We start from the raw sequence: 20,932 nt of genomic DNA on the forward strand, positions 1-20,932 counted from the left end.
GTGATTTTGCGCGAACAGCGCCCGCGGACAACGTGGCCGGTCATCGCCGCCGGCGTGCTCGCTGCGGTCTACATCCTTGCCCCGGTGCTCGCCCTCGGGCTGCGAGTGCCCTGGCCGAACCTCGCCGAAACGCTGAGCGCTCCGGCAACCCATGACCTCCTCCGCGTCAGCCTTTCCGCGGCGGCGTTGTCTACCTTGCTATCCACGATCCTGGGCACCTGTCTGGCTCTGTGGCTTCAGCAGCTACGCCGTGTATCTCACCTCGTGCGGCTGGTGGTCTACCTCCCTTTGGCCATGCCTCCCGTGGTGGGCGGGTTGGCACTCACCGCACTGCTCGGGCGCCGCGGACTGCTTGGCCCGGTTTTGGAGCAAGCTGGGCTGCACGTGTCTTTCGCCTTTCCCGGTGTTGTGGCAGCTCACTTATTCGTCACCCTGCCCTTCGTGGTGGTGGCGGTGGATTCTGCGCTGCGGCAGCTCGACCCCGAAGTCGTGGCCAGCGCGCGGGGCATTGGCCTGAGCACAGGAACCATCCTTCGGCGCATCATCCTGCCCGCAATCCTCCCTGCGGTGTTCACGGGCGGAGCACTAGCGTTCGCCCGCTCGCTGGGTGAATTCGGAACGACGATCACCTTCGCCGGCTCCCTGCCCGGTTCTACTCGGACCATGCCCAGCGGCATCTACCTTGAGCGTGAGGTCAGCGCGGACAATGCCTATGCGCTTTCGGCCGTGTTGATTGGGATAGCCATCCTCACGCTCACCGCCGCCGGAATGCCTCTGCTGCTGCGTCGCCGCCGCGAGCAAGCTGTGCGCGCTTTGCAGCCGATGGACACGGCTGCGCTCCGCACGATGACCTCCCCGCAGGTTTCTCCCCGCGATCTCGTCGTCACGATTGGTACCACCACCACGACGTTCCGGGGCGGGCGCGTGACTGCAGTGGTTGGCCCCAACGGCGCGGGAAAGACCACGTTGATGCGTTTCATTAGCGGGCGCTTACAGGGAGCCCAGACAAATGCCGAGCGTGTGGTCATGCTCTCCCAGGACCCCGGGCTACCCTCCACTGCCACCGTGGCTGAAGCGTTGACCATGGTGACCAAGGATGCACAAAGGACCCAGGAGTTGCTGAACGCAGCTGGATTGCAGGAGCTGGGCCATGTTTCCGAGCTTTCCGGCGGACAGGCCGCGCAGGTTGCCCTCCTGCGCGCACTTGCGGCGCGCCCGGAGGTCCTGGTCGTGGACGAGCCTTTTGCCGCCATGGACGTCGAATCAGCCGCCCGGTGGCGCCACCTGTTGCGCCTCTCGGCGGCAGACCGCACCACCATCATTGTCACCCACAACCGCGTGGACCTCACCACGCTGGCAGACGACATCGCTGTAATGGAAGCCGGCGAGGTCATCTCGCAAGGACCCGTGGATCAGCTACTGGAGCAGCCCACCACTCATTTCATGGCAGAGCTATCAGGCGTTAATCTGCTACGGGGTAGCCTCCGCGATGGGGTGTTCACTCCTGCTCGCAGCGGTGACCACTGGGCGGCCTTCCCCCAGAGCGCACTGAACTTCGACAGCACCGGGGCGCTGAGCGCCACAATTCTTGCTGACTTAGGCAGCTCAACCCTGGTGGAGATCGATGGCCAACGGGTGACTCTAGACCAACCGGCACGCAGCAAGGCCCCCGGTGAGGTTGTGCCTGTGTTCCTCGATTCCGCTGCTTTAAGGCTTTATGCACTGAAATAGGGGAAGAGCTGCGAGCGGATGTAAGATCCTCGTAGCGTTGTCCAAGGAGAGGCCGTTTATGTCTACGTCATCTGCGCATAGCCCGCGCTCGTCTACTGAGCTTTTTCCCGACACGATGAAGCTCTCCCCCAAGCAGAGCGAGGTACTCTCAACCCTGCAGACATTCCCGCAAGGAGCACGCGCCGCCGAGATTGCACAGGAACTGGGGATGCACGTTAACACCGCGCGCGGCCACCTAGATGAGCTCGTTAACGCCGGCGCGGTGCGGGTAGTTACCGCCCCAGCGCACGGGCGCGGGCGCCCCTCCCTGATCTTCCAAGTACGTGTACCCGACAACCGTTCGGTGGCGGAGGAATACGTCACGCTGATTAGCGTCTTGGTCACAGCGCTGGCGGATAAAGAGCAGCTCAATGACTTTTCTTCCGAGCAAGCACGAGAGATCGGCCGCGCGTGGGCTCAAGCTGCGGCCACGAGCCACGGTGCTGAGGCGCTGGCACCTCTCTACCAGACGATGCGCGATATGGGCTTTGACCCGGTAACTTCGGTGGAGCAATTCGCCGAAGAAGGCCGCACCACAGTGCAACTCCACGCCTGCCCGTTCGTCACGGCCGGAATTCAGCCCTCCCCCTTCGTCTGCGCCATCCATGATGGTTACCTAGATCAAGCGGCTGCCGATTCCGGCGGGCGGCTGAGCCTGAAGCTCATACCCAAAGCCGGAAACGGCGTGTGCCGAATCGACGTGGAAGAGAGCAGCGAGCTAGGCTAACCGCGCTCGACGGAGACCGGCCCGGCGACCTCCAGCTCCAGCACGCGCAGGTTCTGCCCGCGGGCATCATCGAGGATCTCCTCCTCGATGGGCTCGGTGTGCAGGACCATGACGGTGGGGCCGGCGCCGGACAAGTAGGCGGCATAGCCGCGGTTGCGCAGGCGGTTGACCCACTCCGCGGTGACCGGCAGAACGTCAGCGCGATAGGGCTGGTGCAGGCGGTCGCGGGTACCCTCCCACAGCAGGTCCGGGTAGGTGGTCAGCGCCGCCACGTTTACTGCGGTGCGGGAGACGTTAAAAGCGGCGTCACCATGCGTGACGTGCGAGGGCAGAACGCGGCGCACGGCCTGCGTCGACGCATGGAAATCCGGGACCAAGGCCGTGGCCTTGATGCTCGGGTGCACGTCCAAGGTGGCGGCACGGTACTCCGGCAGCGAGCGGCCGTCGACAGGCACGGTAGTCCAGGACACCACGGCATTGCCCAACACAGAGGCAGCGGCGTTATCCGGATGCCCTTCGAAAGCCGAGGACAGCTGCACAACCTGCTGCTCCGAAAGTGGGAAGCCCGCCAGGCCATTGCCCGCGGCCACGCCGGCCACCGCGGCGGACGCCGAGGAGCCCAGACCACGGGACTGCGGGATGTTGTTCGTGCACACCACACGCAGGCCGGAAACCTCCACGTCGGCAGCCTTCAGCGCTGAGCGGATGGCTTTGACAACCAAGTGGGAGCCATCGCGCGGCAGCTCGTCTGCGCCCTCGCCGAAGATCTCCACCTCCAGGCCGGAGCGGGTGACTTCCACCTCCACGGTGTCGTAGAGACTCAGCGCAATACCCAGGGTGTCGTAGCCCGGGCCCAGGTTGGCCGAGGATGCCGGGACCTGGACGGTGACCTTGGTGCCTACTTCGATATCGATACTCATTGTTCTCTCTGAGTCCCTATACGCCCAGGCGGATGACGGAGTGAACGGCCTTAACCTCATCGAGCTCGCCGAGGGCAGCGACGATCTCCTCGAGCACCGCTTCCTTCGCTGCGTGGGTCACCACGATGAGGCGAGCGGTGGCATCGCCGTCCTCCTGGCGCACGGTGCGCAGTGACACCCCGTGGCGGGCAAAGACACCGGAGATGGCAGAAAGCACGCCGGTGCGGTCTTCAACTTCCATGTCGACGTGATAACGAGTTTCCACTTCTCCGAACTCCGCAATAGGTAGGTTGGCGTAGGTGTTCTCCCCCGGCGCTTGGCCGCCGTGGACAATGTTGCGTGCCGCGCCGATGACGTCACCCAGCACAGCCGAAGCCGTCGGGTTGCCGCCGGCACCGTTGCCGTAGAACATCAGGGAACCGGCGGCCTCCGCCTCGACGAAGATGGCATTGTAGGACTGACTAACCGACGCCAACGGGTGATCCTTCGGGACCAAAGTCGGGTGCACGCGGGCATTGACGGATTCCGCGCCGGTTTCCTCATCAACCAAGCGCTCACAAATAGCGAGCAGCTTGATGGAATAACCGGCTTGGTTGGCAGCCTTGATGTCATCGGCGGTGATCTTGGAAATGCCCTCGCAATAGACGTCGTTGAAGGTCAGGCGGGTGTAGAAGCCAAGGGATGCCAGGATGGCGGCCTTGGAGGCGGCGTCGTGGCCCTCTACGTCCGCGGTGGGATCGGCTTCGGCGTAGCCCAGACGGGTAGCCTCAGCCAGCGCGTCCTCGTAGGAGGCGCCGGTGGTCTCCATGGCGTCCAAGATAAAGTTGGTGGTTCCGTTAACGATTCCGGAGATGCGCTGGATCTTGTCACCGGCCAGGGAACGGCGCAGCATGCCGACGACCGGGATGGCGGCGGCCACCGCAGCCTCGAAATAGAGGTCGACGTCAGCGCGCTCAGCAGCCTCCGCCAGCTCATCCGCGTGCGCGGCCACGAGGGCCTTATTGGCGGTGACCACGGATTTACCCGCATTAAGGGCGGCGAGGACGAGCTCGCGCGGGAAGTCAATGCCGCCGATAACCTCGACGACGAGGTCGATATCATCGCGCAGGACGAGCGCCTTGGCGTCGTCCGTCAGCAGCTCCTTCGGCACGCCCGGACGAAGCTTGTTCTTGTTGTGCACGGCTACGCCGCGGATCTCCACCGGGCCGCCGATGCGGTGCGCAAAAGCGTCCGCATTCTCCTGCACGAGGCGGAAAACCTCGGCGCCTACGGTGCCAAACCCAAGCAGCGCAATACCTACTGGTTCGCCTTCGGGCTTCTTGCTACGGTTCGTCGTCATGGTGTCCCTTTGTTGATGTTGCGTTTGATTCTTACGTGCTAGCCCATCACTATACAGAACGAGCTGTCTATTTCTATACAAAATGGCCGGCACTGGGCGCGACCGGCCATGTCATAGTGAATAAAATACGGTGAGCTGTGACAACGCCGCGCTAATCGACGTCCAACGCCAGCAAGTCCTCCACCGTCTCCCGGCGCAGCATGAGCTGGGCCTTGCCGTCGCGCACGGACACGACCGCCGGGCGCAGAGCACCGTTATAGCGCGAGGCCATCATGTACTGATAGGCGCCGGTGGTGGCGAAGGCGAGGAGATCGCCGGTGGTGATATCCGAGGGGAAACGGCGCTCGTTGACCAGAATGTCACCGGACTCGCAGTGGAAGCCCACGATGCGCGAATCCACCGGCTCACCCTGGGTGCGGCGGTTGACCACGCGCACGTCGTACTCAGAGCCATAAAGCGCTGGGCGGATGTTATCAGACATGCCGCCGTCCACGGAGAGGTAGCGGCGCATCGGCAGATCCGCCTTGCCGGTTTCTACATCCTTGACCGTGCCCACGCGATACACGGTGACCGCGGAGGCGCCCACCAGGGAGCGGCCGGGCTCCACCAGCACGAAGGGCGGCGTGATGTCGAGCTCGGTGGCGGTGCGTTCCACGGCGTCGAGCAGATCCTTGGCCAGCGTGGCGACGTCGAGCGCTTCCTCGTATTCCATGTAGGGAATGCCAAAGCCGCCGCCCAAGTCCAGTTCCTCGAGGGCAACGCCGAGCTCGCAGTGGATGCGCTTGTACAGGCTGAGCACGCGCTCGGCGGCCAGCTTGAAACCATCAGCATTAAACACCGAAGACCCCACGTGGCAGTGCAGGCCCACAAGCTTAAGGTTGGCGGATTCCAGCACCTTCTGCGCGGCGTTGAAGGCGGCACCGGTGGACAGGGAAATGCCGAACTTCTGATCCTCGTGCGCCGTGGCGATGAACTCGTGGGTATGTGCATCCACGCCGGGCTTCACGCGGATCATCACCGGCTGGACGCGGCCGGCGGATGCCGCGATGCTATTGAGGCGCGAAAACTCCTCCTCGTTGTCGAGGACGACGTGCCCGATGCCGTTGTCCACGCACAGCTGCAGGTACTCGTCTTCCTTGTTGTTACCGTGGGCGGTCATGCGCTCCGCCGGGAAACCTGCGGCCAGCGCCAGCTTGGCCTCATTGAGGGAGGCCACGTCGAGGCACAGGCCCTCCTCATCTACCCAGCGCACGATGCGCTTGGTAATGAAGGCCTTGGAGGCATAGTGCACGTGCTCAGGCCCGCCGAAGGCTTGGGCCATATCCCGGCAACGCGAGCGGAAGTCCTGCTCGTCGAAGACGTAGAGCGGGGTGCCGTATTCGGCGGCCAAGTCCGTCAGCGCTACACCGCCAATCGAGACCACACCATTCGAGTCTCGAGCGGCGTTGCGCGGCCACACGTGGGCCGGCAGAGAATTGAAATCAGTCATCGATACCTTTTCTTACATCTTCTCCGGCGCGCTCACACCCACCATGGTCAAGGCATTGGCCATGACCTGGCGGGTGGCTGAAGCCAGGGCGAGGCGCGCGGAGTGGATCGGCTCGGTCTCCTCGCCTGCCTTCGGCAGCACCTGGCACTGGTCATAGAAGCGGTGGAACACGGCGGCGAGCTCCTCGGCATAACGCGCGATGCGGTGCGGCTCACGCAACGTGGCGGCGGTGGCCACCACCTCGGGGAACTCGCCCAGGGTGCGGATGAGGTCGCCTTCCTTGTCGTGGGTGAGGAGGTCGAGGGGGGCGTCGCCAAGCGCGGCGGTGTCGAAGCCCAGGTCCGTGGCCTTGCGCAGGATCGAGCAGATGCGGGCGTGGCCATACTGCACGTAGTAGACCGGGTTATCGGACGACTGGGAGGCCCACAGGCCCAAGTCAATGTCCAGGCTGGAGTCCACGGAGGAGCGCACCAGCGAGTAGCGCGCGCCGTCCACACCGATGGCCTCGACGAGGTCATCCAAGGTGATAACGGTACCCGCGCGCTTGGACATCTTGACCGCCTTACCGTCGCGGACCAGGTTCACCATCTGGCCGATGAGCACCTCGACGGCCTCCGGGTCATAACCCAAAGCCTGGGCCGAGGCACGCAAGCGGGCGATGTAGCCGTGGTGGTCAGCGCCCAGCATGTAGATGGCTAGGTCGTGGCCGCGGTCGAATTTATCGGCCACATAAGCGATATCGCCGGCGATGTAGGCGGCATTGCCATCGGACTTGATGACCACGCGGTCCTTATCATCGCCGTATTCGGTGGACTTCAGCCACCACGCGCCCTCGGCTTCGTAGAGCTTGCCGTTGTCCTTGAGCGTCTGGATAGCCTTCTCCACGGCACCGGATTCGAAGAGGGAATTCTCGTGGAAGTACACGTCGAAGTCCACGCCGAACTCGTGGAGGGACTCCTTGATCTGGGCAAACATCATCTCTACGCCGTCAGCGCGGAAGTTCTCCTGGACCTCGGCATCGCCGCCCTCGAGAGCCTGCGGGTTCTTCTCCACTACCGCCTGCGCGATGTCCTTGATGTAGTCTCCGCCGTAGCCATCCTCCGGGGTGGGCTCGCCCTTGGCCGCGGCCACGAGAGAGCGAGCAAAACGGTCGATCTGTCCGCCGTGATCATTGAAGTAGTACTCGCGGGTCACATCCGCGCCGGAGGCCTCGAGCACGCGGCCGAGTGAGTCACCAACGGCGGCCCAACGGGTACCACCCAGGTGGATGGGACCAGTCGGGTTCGCGGAGACAAACTCGAGGTTGATCTTCTTGCCCTGGTAGGTGGAATTGCTGCCGAACTCTGAGCCGGCGTTAAGAACCTGGGCCACGATGGCACCTTGCGCGGCGGCAGCGAGGCGAATGTTGAGGAATCCCGGGCCCGCGATGGACGCTTCATCGATGGCGTCATTGCCCGCGAGGGCGTCGGCAAGCCACTGCGCTAACTCGCGCGGCTGGGTGCCAGCCTTCTTGGCCACCTGGAGGGCCAGGTTGGTGGCGTAATCGCCGTGCTCCGGGTTGCGCGGGCGCTCCACGGTCACGGTCTCTGGCAGGACTGAGGCGTCCAGCTCATGCTCGGTGAGCACGGCGGCAGCGGTGTTCTTGATCAGGACGGAAAGATCTTCAGGATTCATAGGGCCAAAGTCTATCGTCCCCGCCGCTGGGAGGCACTATCAGGTCGCGGACGTTAGCAAGGTCACCCACCCCCGTAGTGTGAATCCGGCGACACAAGCACTCGCATGGTTTTACCCTAAACTTGATATCTGAACCGATTTATTCTTTCGCCTCTCTCGCCCGGCCGAAACTTGTGGTGCCACACCGCGGGGACCACCGCAGGGACGCCGGCGGGACTCAACCTGAAGTGAGCGTTATGTCTACATTCACAATCACCACCGACGCCATAGCTGGCAACGTGGGGCTTACCGCGCTGGTGTCCACGCTGCCGCTCATCGCGTTCTTCATCATGCTCCTGGGGATCAAGGCCCGCGCCCACACCTCGGGTGCGGTAGCGCTTCTCGTAGCGGTTCTCATCGCCATTTTCGGCATGGGCATGCCAACCGGCATGGCTTTGTCCTCCGCGGTGCGCGGCGGGCTCTTCGGCCTCTTCCCCATCGTCTGGGTGATCATCACCGCCATCTGGTTCTACGAAGTGACCGTGGCTTCCGGACGATTCAATGACCTGCGCAAGACCTTTGACTTGCTGGGCGATGGCGATATCCGCATCCAGGCCATCCTCATCGCCTTCTGCTTCGGCGGCCTGCTGGAGGCCCTCGCCGGCTTCGGCGCCCCCGTGGCGATTACGGCGACCATGATCCTGGCCTTGGGTGTTAAGCAGCTCAAGGCGGCCACCACGGTGCTCATTGCCAACACCGCGCCCGTGGCCTTCGGCGCGGTGGGCATCCCAGTCACCACCGCGGGCTCGGTCGGCGGGCGCACCGCCGAGCAGACCGCTGACATCGCCGCGTTGATTTCCCTCCAGGTCCTACTCATCGCGGCCGTCGTGCCTTTCTTCATCCTCTTTATCCTTGACGGCATGCGCGGTGTTAAGGAGGCCGGCCCCGCCGCGGCCGTCATCGGCATCTCCTTCGCCATTGCCCAGTGGGCCGCGGCTACCTTCTTCGCCTACCAGCTCACCAACGTCGTGGCCTGCATCGTCTCCCTCGGCGCGGGCTTCATCTTCCTGCGTGTGTGGAAGCCCAAGGGTGTCGACAGCCTGCGCGAGCGCATGGAGCTGCCCGCCCAGGAGGAGGTCACGGATCTCAACAGCAGCCGCATTTGGATGGCCCTGCTGCCCTATGCCGTGGTCACCGCTGTCTTCGCCATCGCCACCGCATGGCCGGCCATCTTCGGCTTCCTCCAGGTCAACGTTGCCTGGCCGCTTCTCGACGGCACCGTCTTCGACGCCGAAGGCCACGCCATGGACACCGCCTTCACGTTCAACGTGCTGGGCAACCCGGGAACCCTACTGCTGATTTCCGGCATCATCGTGGCCCTTATCTACATGACCTTCAACGAGAACGGCCGCTACAAGCTGGACGCCTCCGCGCCGCTGACCAAGTTCGGCGAGGTTGTCTCCCGCATGAAGTTCTCCGCGCTGACCATCATCCTGGTCCTCGCACTGGCCTACACCATGAACTACTCCGGCCAAACCATCTCCATCGGCCAGTTCGTGGCTTCTGTCGGCGGCATCTTCGCGCTCTTCTCCCCCGTCCTGGGCTGGATCGGCACCGCCGTCACCGGCTCGGATACCTCCGCCAACGCACTCTTTGCCAACCTGCAGGTCACCGCCGCCGAGCGCATCGGCGTCAATCCGGACCTCATGCTGGCCGCCAATACCTCCGGTGGCGTTGTGGGCAAGATGATCTCCCCGCAGTCACTGGCCATCGCCGCCACCGCCGTGCAGATGGAGGGCGAGGAATCCCGCATCTTCAAGGCGGTCGTGGGCTACTCCGTGGCCTTCCTCGCCGTCGTGTGCGTCATCGTCTTCCTCATGACCAACGTGCTGGGCTTCTTGGTCCCCTAAAAGGGTTTAGCCATAAAGTTCTACACCACTAACTACCCCCAGATTCGGGCGTCTTCATCGCCCAGTCTGGGGGTTGCCTCATATCGGCCGCGACCGCTGCGACCATCACCGCACGTTAGGAATTTCACAACATTAGTGTTGCGATAAAAAGCCAGGTAGGAGGGGTAATCCTGTGTCGATAATGTGAGTTTTGGGCGGTAGGCTCAAAGGTACACACTCGAAAAATGCCCAGTGCGGCTGTCCTGGTAGCGCGCATCCGAGCACAACTCCGCTGTGCACAGCACGGGACAAGCCACATGGAGGCAGATTAAGGAGCGCTCACAAATGCGAATAGCATTGTTTTCCACCTGCATCGGTGACTCACTTTTCCCCGATGCCCACAAGGCCACGGCCCTGATCCTCTCCCGCCTGGGCTACGACGTCGTCTTCCCCGAGGAACAGACTTGTTGCGGCCAGATGCACATCAACACCGGCTACCAGGAGCAGACCTTGGGCATGATCCGCACCTATGCGGACGCCTTCGCGGATCCCTCCATTGATTACGTGGTTTCTGCCTCCGGCTCCTGCGTGGGCGCCGTGCGCGAGCAGCACGAGATGATCGCAAACCGCTTCGGCACTTCCGCCGATGTGGACGGCGCCAAGAAGGCCGCCGGCAAGACCCTGGACTTGCCGGAGTTTCTTGTCGACGTCGCCGGTGTCACCAACGTCGGTGCCTTCTTCCCCCACCGCGTGACCTACCACCCTTCGTGCCACGGCCTGCGCTTCCTCAAACTGGGTGACCGCCCCTACCAGCTTCTTAAGGAGGTCGAAGGAATCGACCTCGTCCAGCTGCCTAATGCCGAAGAGTGCTGTGGTTTTGGCGGCACCTTCGCCCTCAAGAACGCCGAGGTTTCTGCAGCGATGGTCGGTGACAAGACCCGCCACATCCGTGAAACCGAGGCCGAATATATTACCGGCGGTGACTCCTCCTGCCTGATGAACATTGGAGGCGCTCTGGCTCGCCAGCGCTCCGGTGTTCGCGCTATCCACCTGGCGGAAATCCTCGCCTCCACCAAGGAACACCCGTGGACTCCCACCTCCGCGGCCTACTCCAAGGAGAAGATGCTCTAATGACTTCCTTCCTCGACACCACCCCTCCCCGCGCCCCAGAAGGCTACGGCAACCTGCGCGGTTCGAAGGCGTTCGTGCCGCTGGCACACGTTGGCCTCAATAACGCCACCCAGCGCCGCAACCTGCACCACGCCACCACCACCATTCGCAACAAGCGCCAGCACGCCGTGGAGGAGACCCCAGACTGGGAGCAGCTGCGTGACGCCGGTTCCGCCCTCAAGGATGACGTTGCTGTCCGCATGGGCGAACTACTAGTCCAGTTCGAAGAGCAGGTAACCAAGCGCGGCGGCATTGTCCACTGGGCACGCGATGCCAAAGAGGCCAACAAGATCATTGAGGGCCTTATCCGCGAAACCGGTGAGACCGACGTGGTCAAGATCAAGTCCATGGCCACCCAGGAGATCGCGCTCAACGAGCACCTGGAAGAGGTCGGTATCCACGCCCAGGAGACTGACTTGGCGGAGCTCATCGTCCAGCTGGGTGAGGATAAGCCTTCCCACATTCTGGTCCCGGCCATCCACCGCAACCGCGCGGAGATTCGGGACATCTTTGTCAACAAGATGCCGAACACCGATGACTCCCTCAAGGCCGAGCCGGCGGAGTTGGCTGAGGCTTCCCGTAGCTTCCTGCGCGAGCAGTTCATGAAGGCCAAGGTCGCCATCTCCGGCGCTAACTTTGGTGTGGCAGAAACCGGCACTATCAACATCGTGGAATCCGAGGGCAACGGCCGCATGTGCCTGACCCTGCCGGAGACCCTCATTACCGTGATGGGCATTGAGAAGCTGGTCCCGACCTTCCAGGATCTCGAGGTCTTCCTGCAGCTGCTGCCGCGCTCCTCCACTGCTGAGCGTATGAACCCGTACACCTCGATGTGGTCCGGTGTGACCGAAGGCGACGGCCCGCAAAACTTCCACATCGTGCTTCTGGACAATGGCCGCACCGCAGCCCTGTCCTCCCCCAAGGGCCACGAAGCACTCAAGTGCATTCGCTGCTCTGCCTGCCTGAACGTCTGCCCGGTCTACGAGCGCGCCGGCGGACACGCCTACGGCTCTGTCTACCCGGGCCCAATTGGCATCTCCCTGACGCCGCAGTTGACTGGTATGAAGGACCACAACGATCCGTCGGCAAGCTTGCCTTATGCCTGCTCCCTGTGTGGCCGTTGCGACGAGGTATGCCCGGTGCGCATCCCGCTCTCCCAAGTCATTTTGGAGAACCGCTACCAGAAGGTCACTAACGCCACCCCGCCGGTGGAGGAAAAGCTCTTCCAGGTCGTGGAGCTGGTGTGGAAGAACCCGAAGATCTGGAACCAGATCACCCACATGGTGGCGCTCGGCCGTGTCCTCGGTGGCTTCAACGGAGTCATCGACAAGCTACCGCTGTTCATGTCTGGTTGGTCCGAGGTACGCGATACTGCCGTTCCGCCGAAGAAGTCCTTCCGCCAATGGTTCAACTCTGACGAAGCTCAAGAACTCCTCGCCCAAGCCAAGAAGGAGGGCATCAAGTGACCACCGCCAAAGAGGAAATCCTCAACCGCATTGCCGCCGCCCAAAAGCAGGCCGGTTTGCCGGAGCACGTAGAAATCCCGCGCGAGTACCAGAAGGAAGGCACGCTCAACGAAGATGAGCTGCGCGAGATGCTGGTGGACCGCCTCGAAGACTACAAGGCTGATGTGCACGTCACCGATGAGTCCGGCCTGAACTCCACCCTCGTGGACATCCTCAAGGAGCGCGGCTGCTCGAATGTCGTCTACGCACCTGGCATGGACGCTGGGCTTCTCGCCGGCTTCGAGGGCACCATCACCCCTGATGACAATGCCAAGGACCCGCGTGAGCTCGACGCCGTCGACGCCGTGGTGACCGAATCCCACGTCACCTCCGCGCAGACCGGCACCATCGTGCTCGAATCCAATGAGACGTGCGGCCGCCGCGCGCTGACCTTGGTGCCGGACCGTCACGTGTGCATCGTGCGCAAGGACCAGATTGTCTACGGCGTCCCAGAAATGGTCTCCCGCATCAACCCTGAGCGCCCGGCAACGTGGATCTCGGGGCCGTCCGCTACCTCGGATATTGAGCTCTCCCGCGTGGAGGGTGTCCACGGCCCGCGCGATCTCATTGTGGTGATTGTTAAGTAGTGAGGCTTTCGGGGGCACCCGCCCTGTATGAGAGCTCGGCTCACATCACCCCTGACGCATAGGATAAAGCTCGTACCAATTTACGATTTTAGGAGCCTTGTTCTATGCGTCTTTCTCGCGTTTTAGGTTCGGTTCTAGGACCTGTAGCCATCGCCGCTGGCTTGGTTGCGGCACCTGCCGTTGCTCACGCTGACCAGCCCGTCATCAACTGGGGCCCGTGCCCGGAGGGAGTGGACCACCAGCGCGCCGAGTGCGGCCACGTCACCGTGCCGAAGTACTACGACGCACCGGACAAGGGCACCATCGACGTCGGTTTCATCCGCCTCAAGGCCACCGGCGAGCGCAAGGGCAGCCTGTTTACCAACCCGGGCGGCCCGAGCGGCGATGCATACGCCTGGGTGAACAACGCGAATTGGCCAGACGAGATTGAGCAGGAGTTCGACATCATCGGCGTCCAGCCGCGCGGCCTGCGCGATTCCGGCGCGCTGAACTGCTCCATGACCGCGGCCACAGGCAATCCGCTAGAGATTCTCACGAAGGCAGGTGCCGTTACCCGCAACGACTGCGAGAAGAACACCCCGGGCTACACCGACTCCCTTACCACAGAGAACACCGCCCGCGACTGGGAGGTTGTACGCCAGGCACTCGGCGATGAACGCATTAACATCGCTGGCCTGTCCTACGGCACCTTCCTGGGGTCGACCTACGCCACTCTCTTCCCGCAGCACACCGACAAGGTGGTGCTGGATTCCGGCATGAATCCGGGCATGGCCTGGAACCAGATCTTCGCATCCCAGCAGGCAGGCTACGAAAATGCCCTGCATGACTTCTTTAACTTCGTGGCGAAGAACGATGACACCTACCACGCGGGCAAGACTCCGCTGAAGGCCTACGAGCGCTGGTCCCAGATTGTCGCCGCCGAGGCCGGCGTGCGCCCCACCGTATTGCCGCCGGACGCCGAGATTGGTGATCTCCCGCCGGGCCTCGAATTCGCCGGCCAGCCGGGCGCAAATATCATGACCGCCACGGGCGAACTGCGCGTGCAGGCCGAGCACCTCGCGGGCAAGGCATCCAACCCGCAGGGCATCCAGGCTACCTCGCCCACCCTCCAGGTAACGCGCGACCAGGTAGTCCCGCGCCCAGAGGCCTGGGACGCGATGGCCAAGCACATCGGTGGCATCGAACCGCTCGACTTCAATGCAGTCGAGCCGCAGGCTAGCGAAGCGGACCAGGAAGCTGCGATGCAGAGCCTGGTGAATACCCAGAGCATGCAGAACATCATCATGTGCAACGAGAACACCGCCCCGATGGATCCGACGCGCATCCCGGCCTTCCTGTGGTCCAACTACGTCACCGTTGACCCCTTCACACTGTTTAACTCCATGTATGCCTCTGGCGTCGGCTGCGGTGGACGCGCGCCCATCACCAAGCCGGTACAAGTTAGCGGCGCGCAGCTGGCCACCAAGCCGCTGCAGATTCAGTCCACCGGCGACCCACAGACCCCGTACGCCTACTACCGCGGGCTGTCTGACCCGATGCAGTCCCACGTGGTCACCGTCCACGGTCCAGGCCACGGCCACTTCGCCATGGGCAACCAGGCTGTGAACCAGATTGTGGTGGACTACCTGCGCACTGGTGAAGTCCACACCGCGGATGCGCCGGGCTTCTTTGACCAGCCCCAGGCTCAGGAGCAGCCCGCCCAGTAGTAGGAACGGCGGGAACCATGAAGGAGTGGCTGTCCTAGCACTCCTTCTTTCCCACCACACCCCCATCGGCGCTAGGCCAATTACTGCGCTCTAGCCTTTATAGGTTAGAATCGCATCGTTGGCATTTCGCCAGCAATGCCCTTGTAGCTCAGCGGATTAGAGCATCGGTTTCCGGTACCGAAGGTCGCAGGTTCGATCCCTGTCAGGGGCACTTTTTCATGCCCGCCTACCTCGAATCGGCCAGTACGCCCCGGCCCATTTTTTACGACGCCACGTTTGCGGGTGGGCGGCTTGTCTCATTTTGCATCTCCCCAGACCTGAAACCCGCAACCTGCAGGTGGGCGTCGCCTAGCGCTTACCAACGCCCCACCACCCACCAGGAGGTTTCGGGATCGAGGTCTGGGGATATGGAACTATCGCAAGCGCGCCTCTACATCCTCGACCACTTGCTTTGGATTCTTCGCCGAGGCAACAAGAGCGTTTGAGCCGTACTCGAAGCGCACCGTCGGCCCAGAGACGATATAGGCTGGTGCGCCATCGACGATGCGCGGGCCCGCACCTTCTTTAAGCCCCGTCTCCGGACCGATACTCACCCCGGTGATCTCGCGCAGGGGAATTCTCTTTGTGAAGACGCCAAAGACGGACACCGCAACCTCGCCATCGTTGACGACGATCTTCACCCGCATCAGAAGGCAGGCCACGGTTGCAATGATGACCAGGGCACCAAATAGGATTGCTGCCCACGTGGAATCAATCATCGTGGGCACCACCGCTGCCACAACGGCAAGGCCAACGACTATTCCCATCCACAGGAGCGGACCGTTGAGATAGCGAATGTAGATGCGAGAGTCCATGGAGTTCAGGCTATCGGATTAACGCTCTCCCGGACGAATACGCCCTTCGCGCTCACCGAAAGGACGGGCGGCGGCTGATCATGGAACGACGGTGAGCGCGAAGGGCGTAGGAGTCATCACGCCTCGAGACATCGCACTCGGAGATTAATTCTCAGGCTTAGCAGTGGCTCAAGCCGCCTGATGGATCCACGGCACGAGTTAGAGAGATGAGCCTGGTGATAAAGAGGAAGCCCCAGCAGGCAAATCTGCTGGGGCTTAAAGTCAAGCTGTTCTCCCCTTTGCCAGGCGGCAGCGAGGGAGCGAACCAGGTTACTGGGTGATGTACTGGTTGACGATCGGCTGGGTGATGTCCAAGGTGCCGTGCTCGATGTAGTACATGCCGAACATCATGGCGCCCAGCATCACCACGGAGAGAAGCATAGAGGGAATCCACTGAACGAAGACGGATACCCAGCCGTCAGCCTTGTCACGTGCAGCTGCTTCGCGCTGTTCCTGAGCCAAATCGCGCTCGACCATTATGTTTTGTCCTTTCACTTAGCTCCCCTAGCCAGATGGCGCTCTCGCTCAAGCTGCCTCTGAAAAGCGCGGGGATGCTCGCCCTTTAACACAGAGTATCTTAGCAGTTTAAACAGAACCGCCCGTAGTTAAACCCAGTAAATCTAGCCGCCATCCACCTTTAGTATGACACCGACTGTGGGCTAGACCCCAGGGTCTTCGTTGTTATTGAGCGCTTCGATGAATCCCTCGCGGTCTTGGAACATACGCTCAATATCCTCATCCGCGCCGATAATCCACAGCTGCGAGGCGTCATCGAAGGTCATCGCACCCTCCGGGTGCTGCTCGAGGGCCGCCTCAAGCGCTGTGGCTTGTTCCTCGGTGAGCTCATCCAGATCATCGACCGGGCCGACTTTGGCGCTGAGCTCTTTCAGCGGAGTAATGCCGTACGTAGCGTACTGGCGCTCGGGATGCTCAAACAGTTCTTGTCCCATCATGGTGCGGACAGATCACCTCCTGGTGAGTAAACGGTCGAAAACTTACACTACCCGTACGAAGCACAACTAGTCGGTGTGAATACCCAAGCGCTCATCCGGCACGAAGCCGTCATATCCCGGAAGGTTGCTTTCTGAAAGAACGCCCTCGCAGAAACGCAGGACCGCCGGAGCGTCGGCAGGATCGAGGTGATCAAAAACCATGCGGCGCACGGACTCGACGTGCTCAGGTACCGCCGCCTCTAGACGCTCCCGGCCGGACTTCGTCATGACGACCTCCACGCCGCGCGCATCGCCCGCACACTTTTCCTTGCGCACCAAACCCCGTTTTTCCATGCGGGTGATTTGGTGGGAGGCGCGGGAGCGGTCCCACTCCAACTCCGTGCAGAGTTCGCGCAGGCGCCGCGTGTGCGCGGGTGCTTCCGAAAGAGAAACAAGCACCGAAAACTCCGCGGCTGAGATATCGCCGCAGGCCAGAAGGGTCTCCTCCATACCGCGATTGATCTTGCGAATGCTAGCTAGAATGTGGCGCCACAGGTCCTGTTCGCTTTCGGTGAGCCATCGAGTGTCCGCTGTCATGGCTCATACCCTACACTCCGGGACTTAGGCCCTTGTAAGTTTCTCCATATCTAGCTCCATGCGCCCAGGCACCCAGGAATAGCGCTGCGGCATACAGGTCAGCACGATGACCTGAGTGCTTTTCCCTGCCTTACTAAACAGCGCCGCCATGAGCTGAAGGCGCTGGGAGTCCGTGGAACCCAACGCATCATCGATCAGTACAGGCACCGGTTCATCGGACACCAGCTGAGCTATGGCGAAGCGCGTCAGGATGCTCAACTGCTCTTTGGCACCGCCAGAGAGCGCGTCAAAAGACACGGTCTCACCGTCGCGGCTGCGAGCTTCGACCTTGAGCTCTTCCGACAGCTCGAAGTCCACATCCCCACCGAAGACTGTTCGCGCCAAGCTATTGAGCGCTGTGACAAACGGCGCGGCATAGCGCTGGCGCGCGGCGTCACGGTGGCGCAGCATGAGTGTGCGCAGATAACGCGCAGCCTCCGCGCGACGCTCGATAGCGGCGTGGCGCTCACGAGCAACCTCGAGCTCGGCGGCGGCTTTCTCCGCATCCTCAGCCGCACCGGAATGCATATCGATGAGTCCCCGGAACTCGCGCATGTCACCGACCGCTGCATTCACCGCTGCCTTCAGGGAATCCACGTGTGTACGCGCTCCCTTGGCAAGATGCTCGGCGGTGTCCACGTCTACCGCGGACATCTCCGCCAGCACTGCTCTTTCTTCCTGCAGCTTGGCCTGTGCTGCCTCGATAGCCGTGGTCACGTCGGCATCACTGAGTTGAGCACGGGCGGCCTCCACGGCTGCGGCCTTGGCATCACGCTGCGTGATTGCCTCCTCCGCGCGCACGGTGGCTACCTCTAATGCCGCGCCAGCCTTGTTTTCACGGTAGGGAGCCACAGCGCGGTCGAGCTCATCGAGCTTCCTGCGTAGCTCTTCTTCCTCCTGCTCCACCACGTCTAGCTCTCGCGGTTCCGCGGCCTCCTCAACGCCCTCGACGTCCTCAGCCTCTTCTGCGCCGGCCTCAAAACGCGCACGCAATTCACCGAGGTCCTCCCCTCCCAACGCAGCAGCCAGTTCGCGCGCCGCGGAATCCGCGGCGGATGCGAGTTCGGTGTGTTTCTCGTGAGCGGCACGGGCCGACTCGAGGTCTTCGCACCCGGCATCCTCCAGCAGGCGCGCGAGCTCAGCGCGAGCCTGCTCTACGCCTTCCTCGCCGCTTTCGCCGGCACCTGCGGCATAGCGGGCGGTGACCTCGCCTACCTGAAGGGTCGTGCCCTCACGCAACTCGACTGCAAGTTCTTCACCGCTCTCCAGAGAGCGTTCCTCGCCATCGACGGCGACGGAGCCCTTCCCGGAAAAGTACAGCTTGGCAGCAGCCGCCGCTCGCAGGCGCTCCTGGACAGTGACCTCACGAGCCGCCTCTTCCAGTGCTTTCAAGTTTGGCACGTCTGGAGCGGCAGCCAGCTCACGACGGCGCGACGCCAAGGTCTCTTCCAGCTTGGTCAACGCTTCGAGGCGGGTGCCCAAAGCCTCACGTTCGGCTCGCCGCTGCGCGCGGCGGGCGCGCTGGCGTTCCTCGCGCACGGCCTCGTACCGCGTGTGCACCTCGGCGCGTTCTTCTTCCAGCTTCGTGCGCGCGGCGGACTCTTCCTCGGCGCGCTCGCGGGCTTCGCTAACAGCAGTTGCAGCACGCTCGGCCGCTTCAACCGCTGCGGAGTGCTCAGCAATCACAGCCTTGCGCCGCGCCGATTCCTCCTCCGCGCGCGTCACAGCTTCCGCTGCCCGGGTCACTGCTGCCTCCTGCGCGGTGACCTTCTCCTGGGCGGCCCGGGCGGCGACTAGTTCGCCGTCACGGCGCTCGCACTCTTCTACGGCCTCCGGCAAAGCCGCTTCGGCCTCGGACTTCTTCAGCTCGGCGGCTTCATAGCGCTCCACCACGCCGTCGAGCTCACGGAGCGCAGACTCAGCGTTCGCGTGCTCCTCCTCCGCCTCTGACAGCGCGGCGATTGCGGCCTTATAGTCTCCCGCCGGCTTGTCCTTCTTCGCGGTGAAATACTCCTTGTACTCCGCCTCGATGCGCGTGAGCAGCTCGGAGTCTTCCGCCACGGCATTCGCCCCGGTCTGCTCCTCTAGCGCCGCAGTAAGGGAAGGAATGCCCACGGCGGCGATGCCCTCGTGGCTATCGTCTTGGCGGACGAAGAGGGCGTCGACAAGCGCGCGGTCCATATGTTCACTGAGAATGCGCTCGAGCTCCCCATCCGCTTCCGCACCGGTCCACTGGCCCGGGCGCGGGGAGAACACATGCAGCTCCGAGGTGCGCTTCTTCACCCACCGCTTGTGGATGCGGAAATGATAGGGCCCCACGGTGGCCTCCAGCGTGACCTCTGGACCCACATCGCGGCCGGCGGGCTGCAGCGCCCTCACCGCCTTAGAGTTGGCGGTGTGTTTTTGCGTCAGCACAAAATCAATAGACTCCACCAATGTGGATTTGCCAGCCTCATTCGGCCCGCCGATGACCACCACACCGGTTTCTGGAAGGTCCTTGACCTCCAGGTGATCCACGCCCCGGACATTATTGAGTTCAACAGAATGTAGCTGCATCATGATTAAGCTCCCTTCGCGCTGAGGCGGAACAGCAGGTTGGCGGCGTCGCGGGCGGTGGGATCATCTAAGTCCTCAAGCAGCTCCGCCAGGGCATCCGCGGCATAACCGCTCAAACTCAACTCGCTGAGCTCCTCTTCGGAGGGCGCCAGATGCAGGTCCATGGTTCTCTCGCGCGGCTTGAGGGAGGCAAAGACCTCCTCCAGCTCCGCCAGCCCCTGCTCCAGACGAGCCTGCGCGCTCAAACCCACGGTGCCACGCAGGCTGTATTTCACCGCGGTACGAATCTTCTCCGGCACGGCCTCGAGCTCCGCAAGGAAGCTTTCGACCTCCTCGAGTGAGTCAACGTCCGCATCAATCGCCCGGAAGTCCCAGCGACCGACGCGGTGCTTGGCGACGTCCACCCGCTCCCCCTCAACGGTCACCACCAAGGCATTGCCCGAATCGCGCTCCCTATCGTCGAAGGCCGTAGTCTCCGGGCTGCCGGAGAACCACACCTTGCCGGTACGGCCCAGCGATTCCGTGGAGTGCGTATCCCCCAAGGCCAGATAATCAATAACGCCTTTATCCAGGCACTCCTCCACGAAGGAGAGGTCGATAGTATCAGCGTCCGAGTCCTCGCCCTCGCCCGCGCGGGACTCCACCTGGCCATGCCCCACCGCGATGCGAACCGTGCCCTCATCGGCAGGCTGCAGCGGCTCCAGCGCGCGGCGCACCAGGTCATAATTAGCCCGCTTGGACAGGTAGGGAGCGCCGACGATTTCCACGCCTGGGCGCACCTCGATGGGCTCTGAATCCGCGATGACGTGCACGTTATCCGCAAAGGAGTTGAAGAAGATGGAATCCGCCACGAGAGGATCGTGGTTGCCGGGCAGCAGGTAGACCGGCACCGGCAGGCGCTTGAACATGTCCTTGGCACGCAGCAGCGTGGATTTGTTCAAGGAGTTGTGCTCAAACACATCACCGGCCACGACGATGAACTCCGCCCCTGTCTCGGTGGCCAACTCCCCTAGCCGCAGGACCGCTGCTTCGCGGTCATCATCAAAGCGCGACTGCGCGGCGGGACTTAAAAACCAGCGTGTCATTCCCAGCTGGAAATCTGAGGTGTGGATGAACGTAACCGCGGCCATGCAAACTCCCTACAACGTGGTCCAGGGCTG

At 62.7% G+C, this 20,932-nt stretch carries 17 protein-coding genes and 1 tRNA gene; 8 read left to right on the forward strand and 10 right to left on the reverse strand.

Translation table 11 applies throughout. From position 1 onward, the window contains the following. A complete protein-coding gene (locus HMPREF2912_RS11960) occupies positions 1-1,731 on the forward strand; it encodes an ATP-binding cassette domain-containing protein (protein WP_246816553.1) in 1,731 nt (576 codons plus the stop codon). A gap of 58 nt (positions 1,732-1,789) precedes the next feature. Next, entirely contained in the window at positions 1,790-2,497 is a 708-nt protein-coding gene (locus HMPREF2912_RS11965; protein WP_070563220.1) for a helix-turn-helix transcriptional regulator, read from the forward strand. On the opposite strand, the gene thrB is transcribed toward HMPREF2912_RS11965, so the two are convergent. The 4 genes from thrB to argS form a co-directional block, all read right to left on the reverse strand. Next, positions 2,494-3,417 carry a homoserine kinase gene (thrB, locus tag HMPREF2912_RS11970; protein WP_070563217.1) on the reverse strand — a complete coding sequence of 308 codons (924 nt, stop codon included), beginning with the start codon at positions 3,415-3,417 and terminating at the stop codon, positions 2,494-2,496. The two genes, HMPREF2912_RS11965 and thrB, sit on opposite strands and share 4 nt — an antisense overlap. 16 nt (positions 3,418-3,433) lie before the next feature. Then, entirely contained in the window at positions 3,434-4,756 is a 1,323-nt protein-coding gene (locus HMPREF2912_RS11975; RefSeq protein WP_070684317.1) for a homoserine dehydrogenase, read from the reverse strand. A gap of 151 nt (positions 4,757-4,907) precedes the next feature. Beyond that, a complete protein-coding gene (lysA, locus tag HMPREF2912_RS11980; protein WP_070684319.1) occupies positions 4,908-6,245 on the reverse strand; it encodes a diaminopimelate decarboxylase in 1,338 nt (445 codons plus the stop codon). A 12-nt stretch (positions 6,246-6,257) separates the two neighbouring features. After that, a complete protein-coding gene (gene argS / locus HMPREF2912_RS11985; RefSeq protein ID WP_070684321.1) occupies positions 6,258-7,919 on the reverse strand; it encodes an arginine--tRNA ligase in 1,662 nt (553 codons plus the stop codon). Positions 7,920-8,155: 236 nt separating this feature from the next. Between argS and HMPREF2912_RS11990 the strand changes: the two genes are divergently transcribed. The 6 genes from HMPREF2912_RS11990 (at position 8,156) to HMPREF2912_RS12015 (ending at position 14,966) form a co-directional block, all read left to right on the forward strand. Then, positions 8,156-9,808: an L-lactate permease gene (locus HMPREF2912_RS11990; protein ID WP_070684323.1), complete on the forward strand. Its 1,653-nt coding sequence runs from the start codon at positions 8,156-8,158 to the stop codon at positions 9,806-9,808. A 324-nt stretch (positions 9,809-10,132) separates the two neighbouring features. After that, entirely contained in the window at positions 10,133-10,918 is a 786-nt protein-coding gene (locus HMPREF2912_RS11995; protein WP_070525136.1) for a (Fe-S)-binding protein, read from the forward strand. Beyond that, a complete protein-coding gene (locus tag HMPREF2912_RS12000; protein WP_070684325.1) occupies positions 10,918-12,423 on the forward strand; it encodes a LutB/LldF family L-lactate oxidation iron-sulfur protein in 1,506 nt (501 codons plus the stop codon). Before HMPREF2912_RS11995 ends, HMPREF2912_RS12000 begins: the two co-directional genes overlap by 1 nt. Further along, entirely contained in the window at positions 12,420-13,049 is a 630-nt protein-coding gene (locus HMPREF2912_RS12005; RefSeq protein WP_070684327.1) for a LutC/YkgG family protein, read from the forward strand. Before HMPREF2912_RS12000 ends, HMPREF2912_RS12005 begins: the two co-directional genes overlap by 4 nt. 104 nt (positions 13,050-13,153) lie before the next feature. Continuing rightward, complete coding sequence (locus HMPREF2912_RS12010) at positions 13,154-14,755, forward strand: alpha/beta fold hydrolase (protein ID WP_070684329.1); 1,602 nt, start codon at positions 13,154-13,156, stop codon at positions 14,753-14,755. A gap of 137 nt (positions 14,756-14,892) precedes the next feature. Then, positions 14,893-14,966: transfer RNA gene (locus tag HMPREF2912_RS12015), tRNA-Arg, on the forward strand. A 202-nt stretch (positions 14,967-15,168) separates the two neighbouring features. Here the strand turns inward: HMPREF2912_RS12015 and HMPREF2912_RS12020 are convergent. From HMPREF2912_RS12020 to HMPREF2912_RS12045, 6 genes are all read right to left on the reverse strand, one after another. Then, positions 15,169-15,609 carry a hypothetical protein gene (locus HMPREF2912_RS12020; RefSeq protein ID WP_070624856.1) on the reverse strand — a complete coding sequence of 147 codons (441 nt, stop codon included), beginning with the start codon at positions 15,607-15,609 and terminating at the stop codon, positions 15,169-15,171. 309 nt (positions 15,610-15,918) lie between these two features. Continuing rightward, on the reverse strand, positions 15,919-16,125 hold the full coding sequence (locus HMPREF2912_RS12025; RefSeq protein WP_154737117.1) for a hypothetical protein: 207 nt from the start codon (positions 16,123-16,125) through the stop codon (positions 15,919-15,921). Positions 16,126-16,307: 182 nt separating this feature from the next. Continuing rightward, on the reverse strand, positions 16,308-16,601 hold the full coding sequence (locus tag HMPREF2912_RS12030) for a molecular chaperone GrpE (RefSeq protein ID WP_070684331.1): 294 nt from the start codon (positions 16,599-16,601) through the stop codon (positions 16,308-16,310). 66 nt (positions 16,602-16,667) lie between these two features. Then, on the reverse strand, positions 16,668-17,177 hold the full coding sequence (locus HMPREF2912_RS12035) for a MarR family winged helix-turn-helix transcriptional regulator (protein WP_070531202.1): 510 nt from the start codon (positions 17,175-17,177) through the stop codon (positions 16,668-16,670). A 24-nt stretch (positions 17,178-17,201) separates the two neighbouring features. Next, positions 17,202-19,775, reverse strand: a complete 2,574-nt coding sequence (locus HMPREF2912_RS12040) for an AAA family ATPase (protein WP_070684333.1) — start codon at positions 19,773-19,775, stop codon at positions 17,202-17,204. Positions 19,776-19,777: 2 nt separating this feature from the next. After that, positions 19,778-20,902, reverse strand: coding sequence for a metallophosphoesterase family protein (locus HMPREF2912_RS12045; RefSeq protein ID WP_070597096.1), 1,125 nt, complete (start codon positions 20,900-20,902; stop codon positions 19,778-19,780). Positions 20,903-20,932 lie beyond the last annotated feature (30 nt).

The sequence above is a fragment of the Corynebacterium sp. HMSC056E09 genome (assembly GCF_001813425.1).
In the GTDB taxonomy this organism is placed as follows: Bacteria; Actinomycetota; Actinomycetes; order Mycobacteriales; family Mycobacteriaceae; genus Corynebacterium; species Corynebacterium hesseae.

Bases quoted from the DNA above. Each gene is read 5' to 3' on its own strand.
- HMPREF2912_RS11990 (WP_070684323.1), top strand. From the start codon at position 8,156: ATGTCTACATTCACAATCACCACCGACGCCATAGCTGGCAACGTGGGG.
- HMPREF2912_RS12020 (WP_070624856.1), bottom strand. From the start codon at position 15,609: ATGGACTCTCGCATCTACATTCGCTATCTCAACGGTCCGCTCCTGTGG.
- argS (WP_070684321.1), bottom strand. From the start codon at position 7,919: ATGAATCCTGAAGATCTTTCCGTCCTGATCAAGAACACCGCTGCCGCC.
- HMPREF2912_RS12025 (WP_154737117.1), bottom strand. From the start codon at position 16,125: ATGGTCGAGCGCGATTTGGCTCAGGAACAGCGCGAAGCAGCTGCACGT.
- HMPREF2912_RS12030 (WP_070684331.1), bottom strand. From the start codon at position 16,601: ATGATGGGACAAGAACTGTTTGAGCATCCCGAGCGCCAGTACGCTACG.
- lysA (WP_070684319.1), bottom strand. From the start codon at position 6,245: ATGACTGATTTCAATTCTCTGCCGGCCCACGTGTGGCCGCGCAACGCC.
- HMPREF2912_RS11995 (WP_070525136.1), top strand. From the start codon at position 10,133: ATGCGAATAGCATTGTTTTCCACCTGCATCGGTGACTCACTTTTCCCC.
- HMPREF2912_RS11975 (WP_070684317.1), bottom strand. From the start codon at position 4,756: ATGACGACGAACCGTAGCAAGAAGCCCGAAGGCGAACCAGTAGGTATT.
- HMPREF2912_RS12035 (WP_070531202.1), bottom strand. From the start codon at position 17,177: ATGACAGCGGACACTCGATGGCTCACCGAAAGCGAACAGGACCTGTGG.
- HMPREF2912_RS11965 (WP_070563220.1), top strand. From the start codon at position 1,790: ATGTCTACGTCATCTGCGCATAGCCCGCGCTCGTCTACTGAGCTTTTT.
- HMPREF2912_RS12040 (WP_070684333.1), bottom strand. From the start codon at position 19,775: ATGATGCAGCTACATTCTGTTGAACTCAATAATGTCCGGGGCGTGGAT.
- thrB (WP_070563217.1), bottom strand. From the start codon at position 3,417: ATGAGTATCGATATCGAAGTAGGCACCAAGGTCACCGTCCAGGTCCCG.
- HMPREF2912_RS12000 (WP_070684325.1), top strand. From the start codon at position 10,918: ATGACTTCCTTCCTCGACACCACCCCTCCCCGCGCCCCAGAAGGCTAC.
- HMPREF2912_RS12045 (WP_070597096.1), bottom strand. From the start codon at position 20,902: ATGGCCGCGGTTACGTTCATCCACACCTCAGATTTCCAGCTGGGAATG.
- HMPREF2912_RS12010 (WP_070684329.1), top strand. From the start codon at position 13,154: ATGCGTCTTTCTCGCGTTTTAGGTTCGGTTCTAGGACCTGTAGCCATC.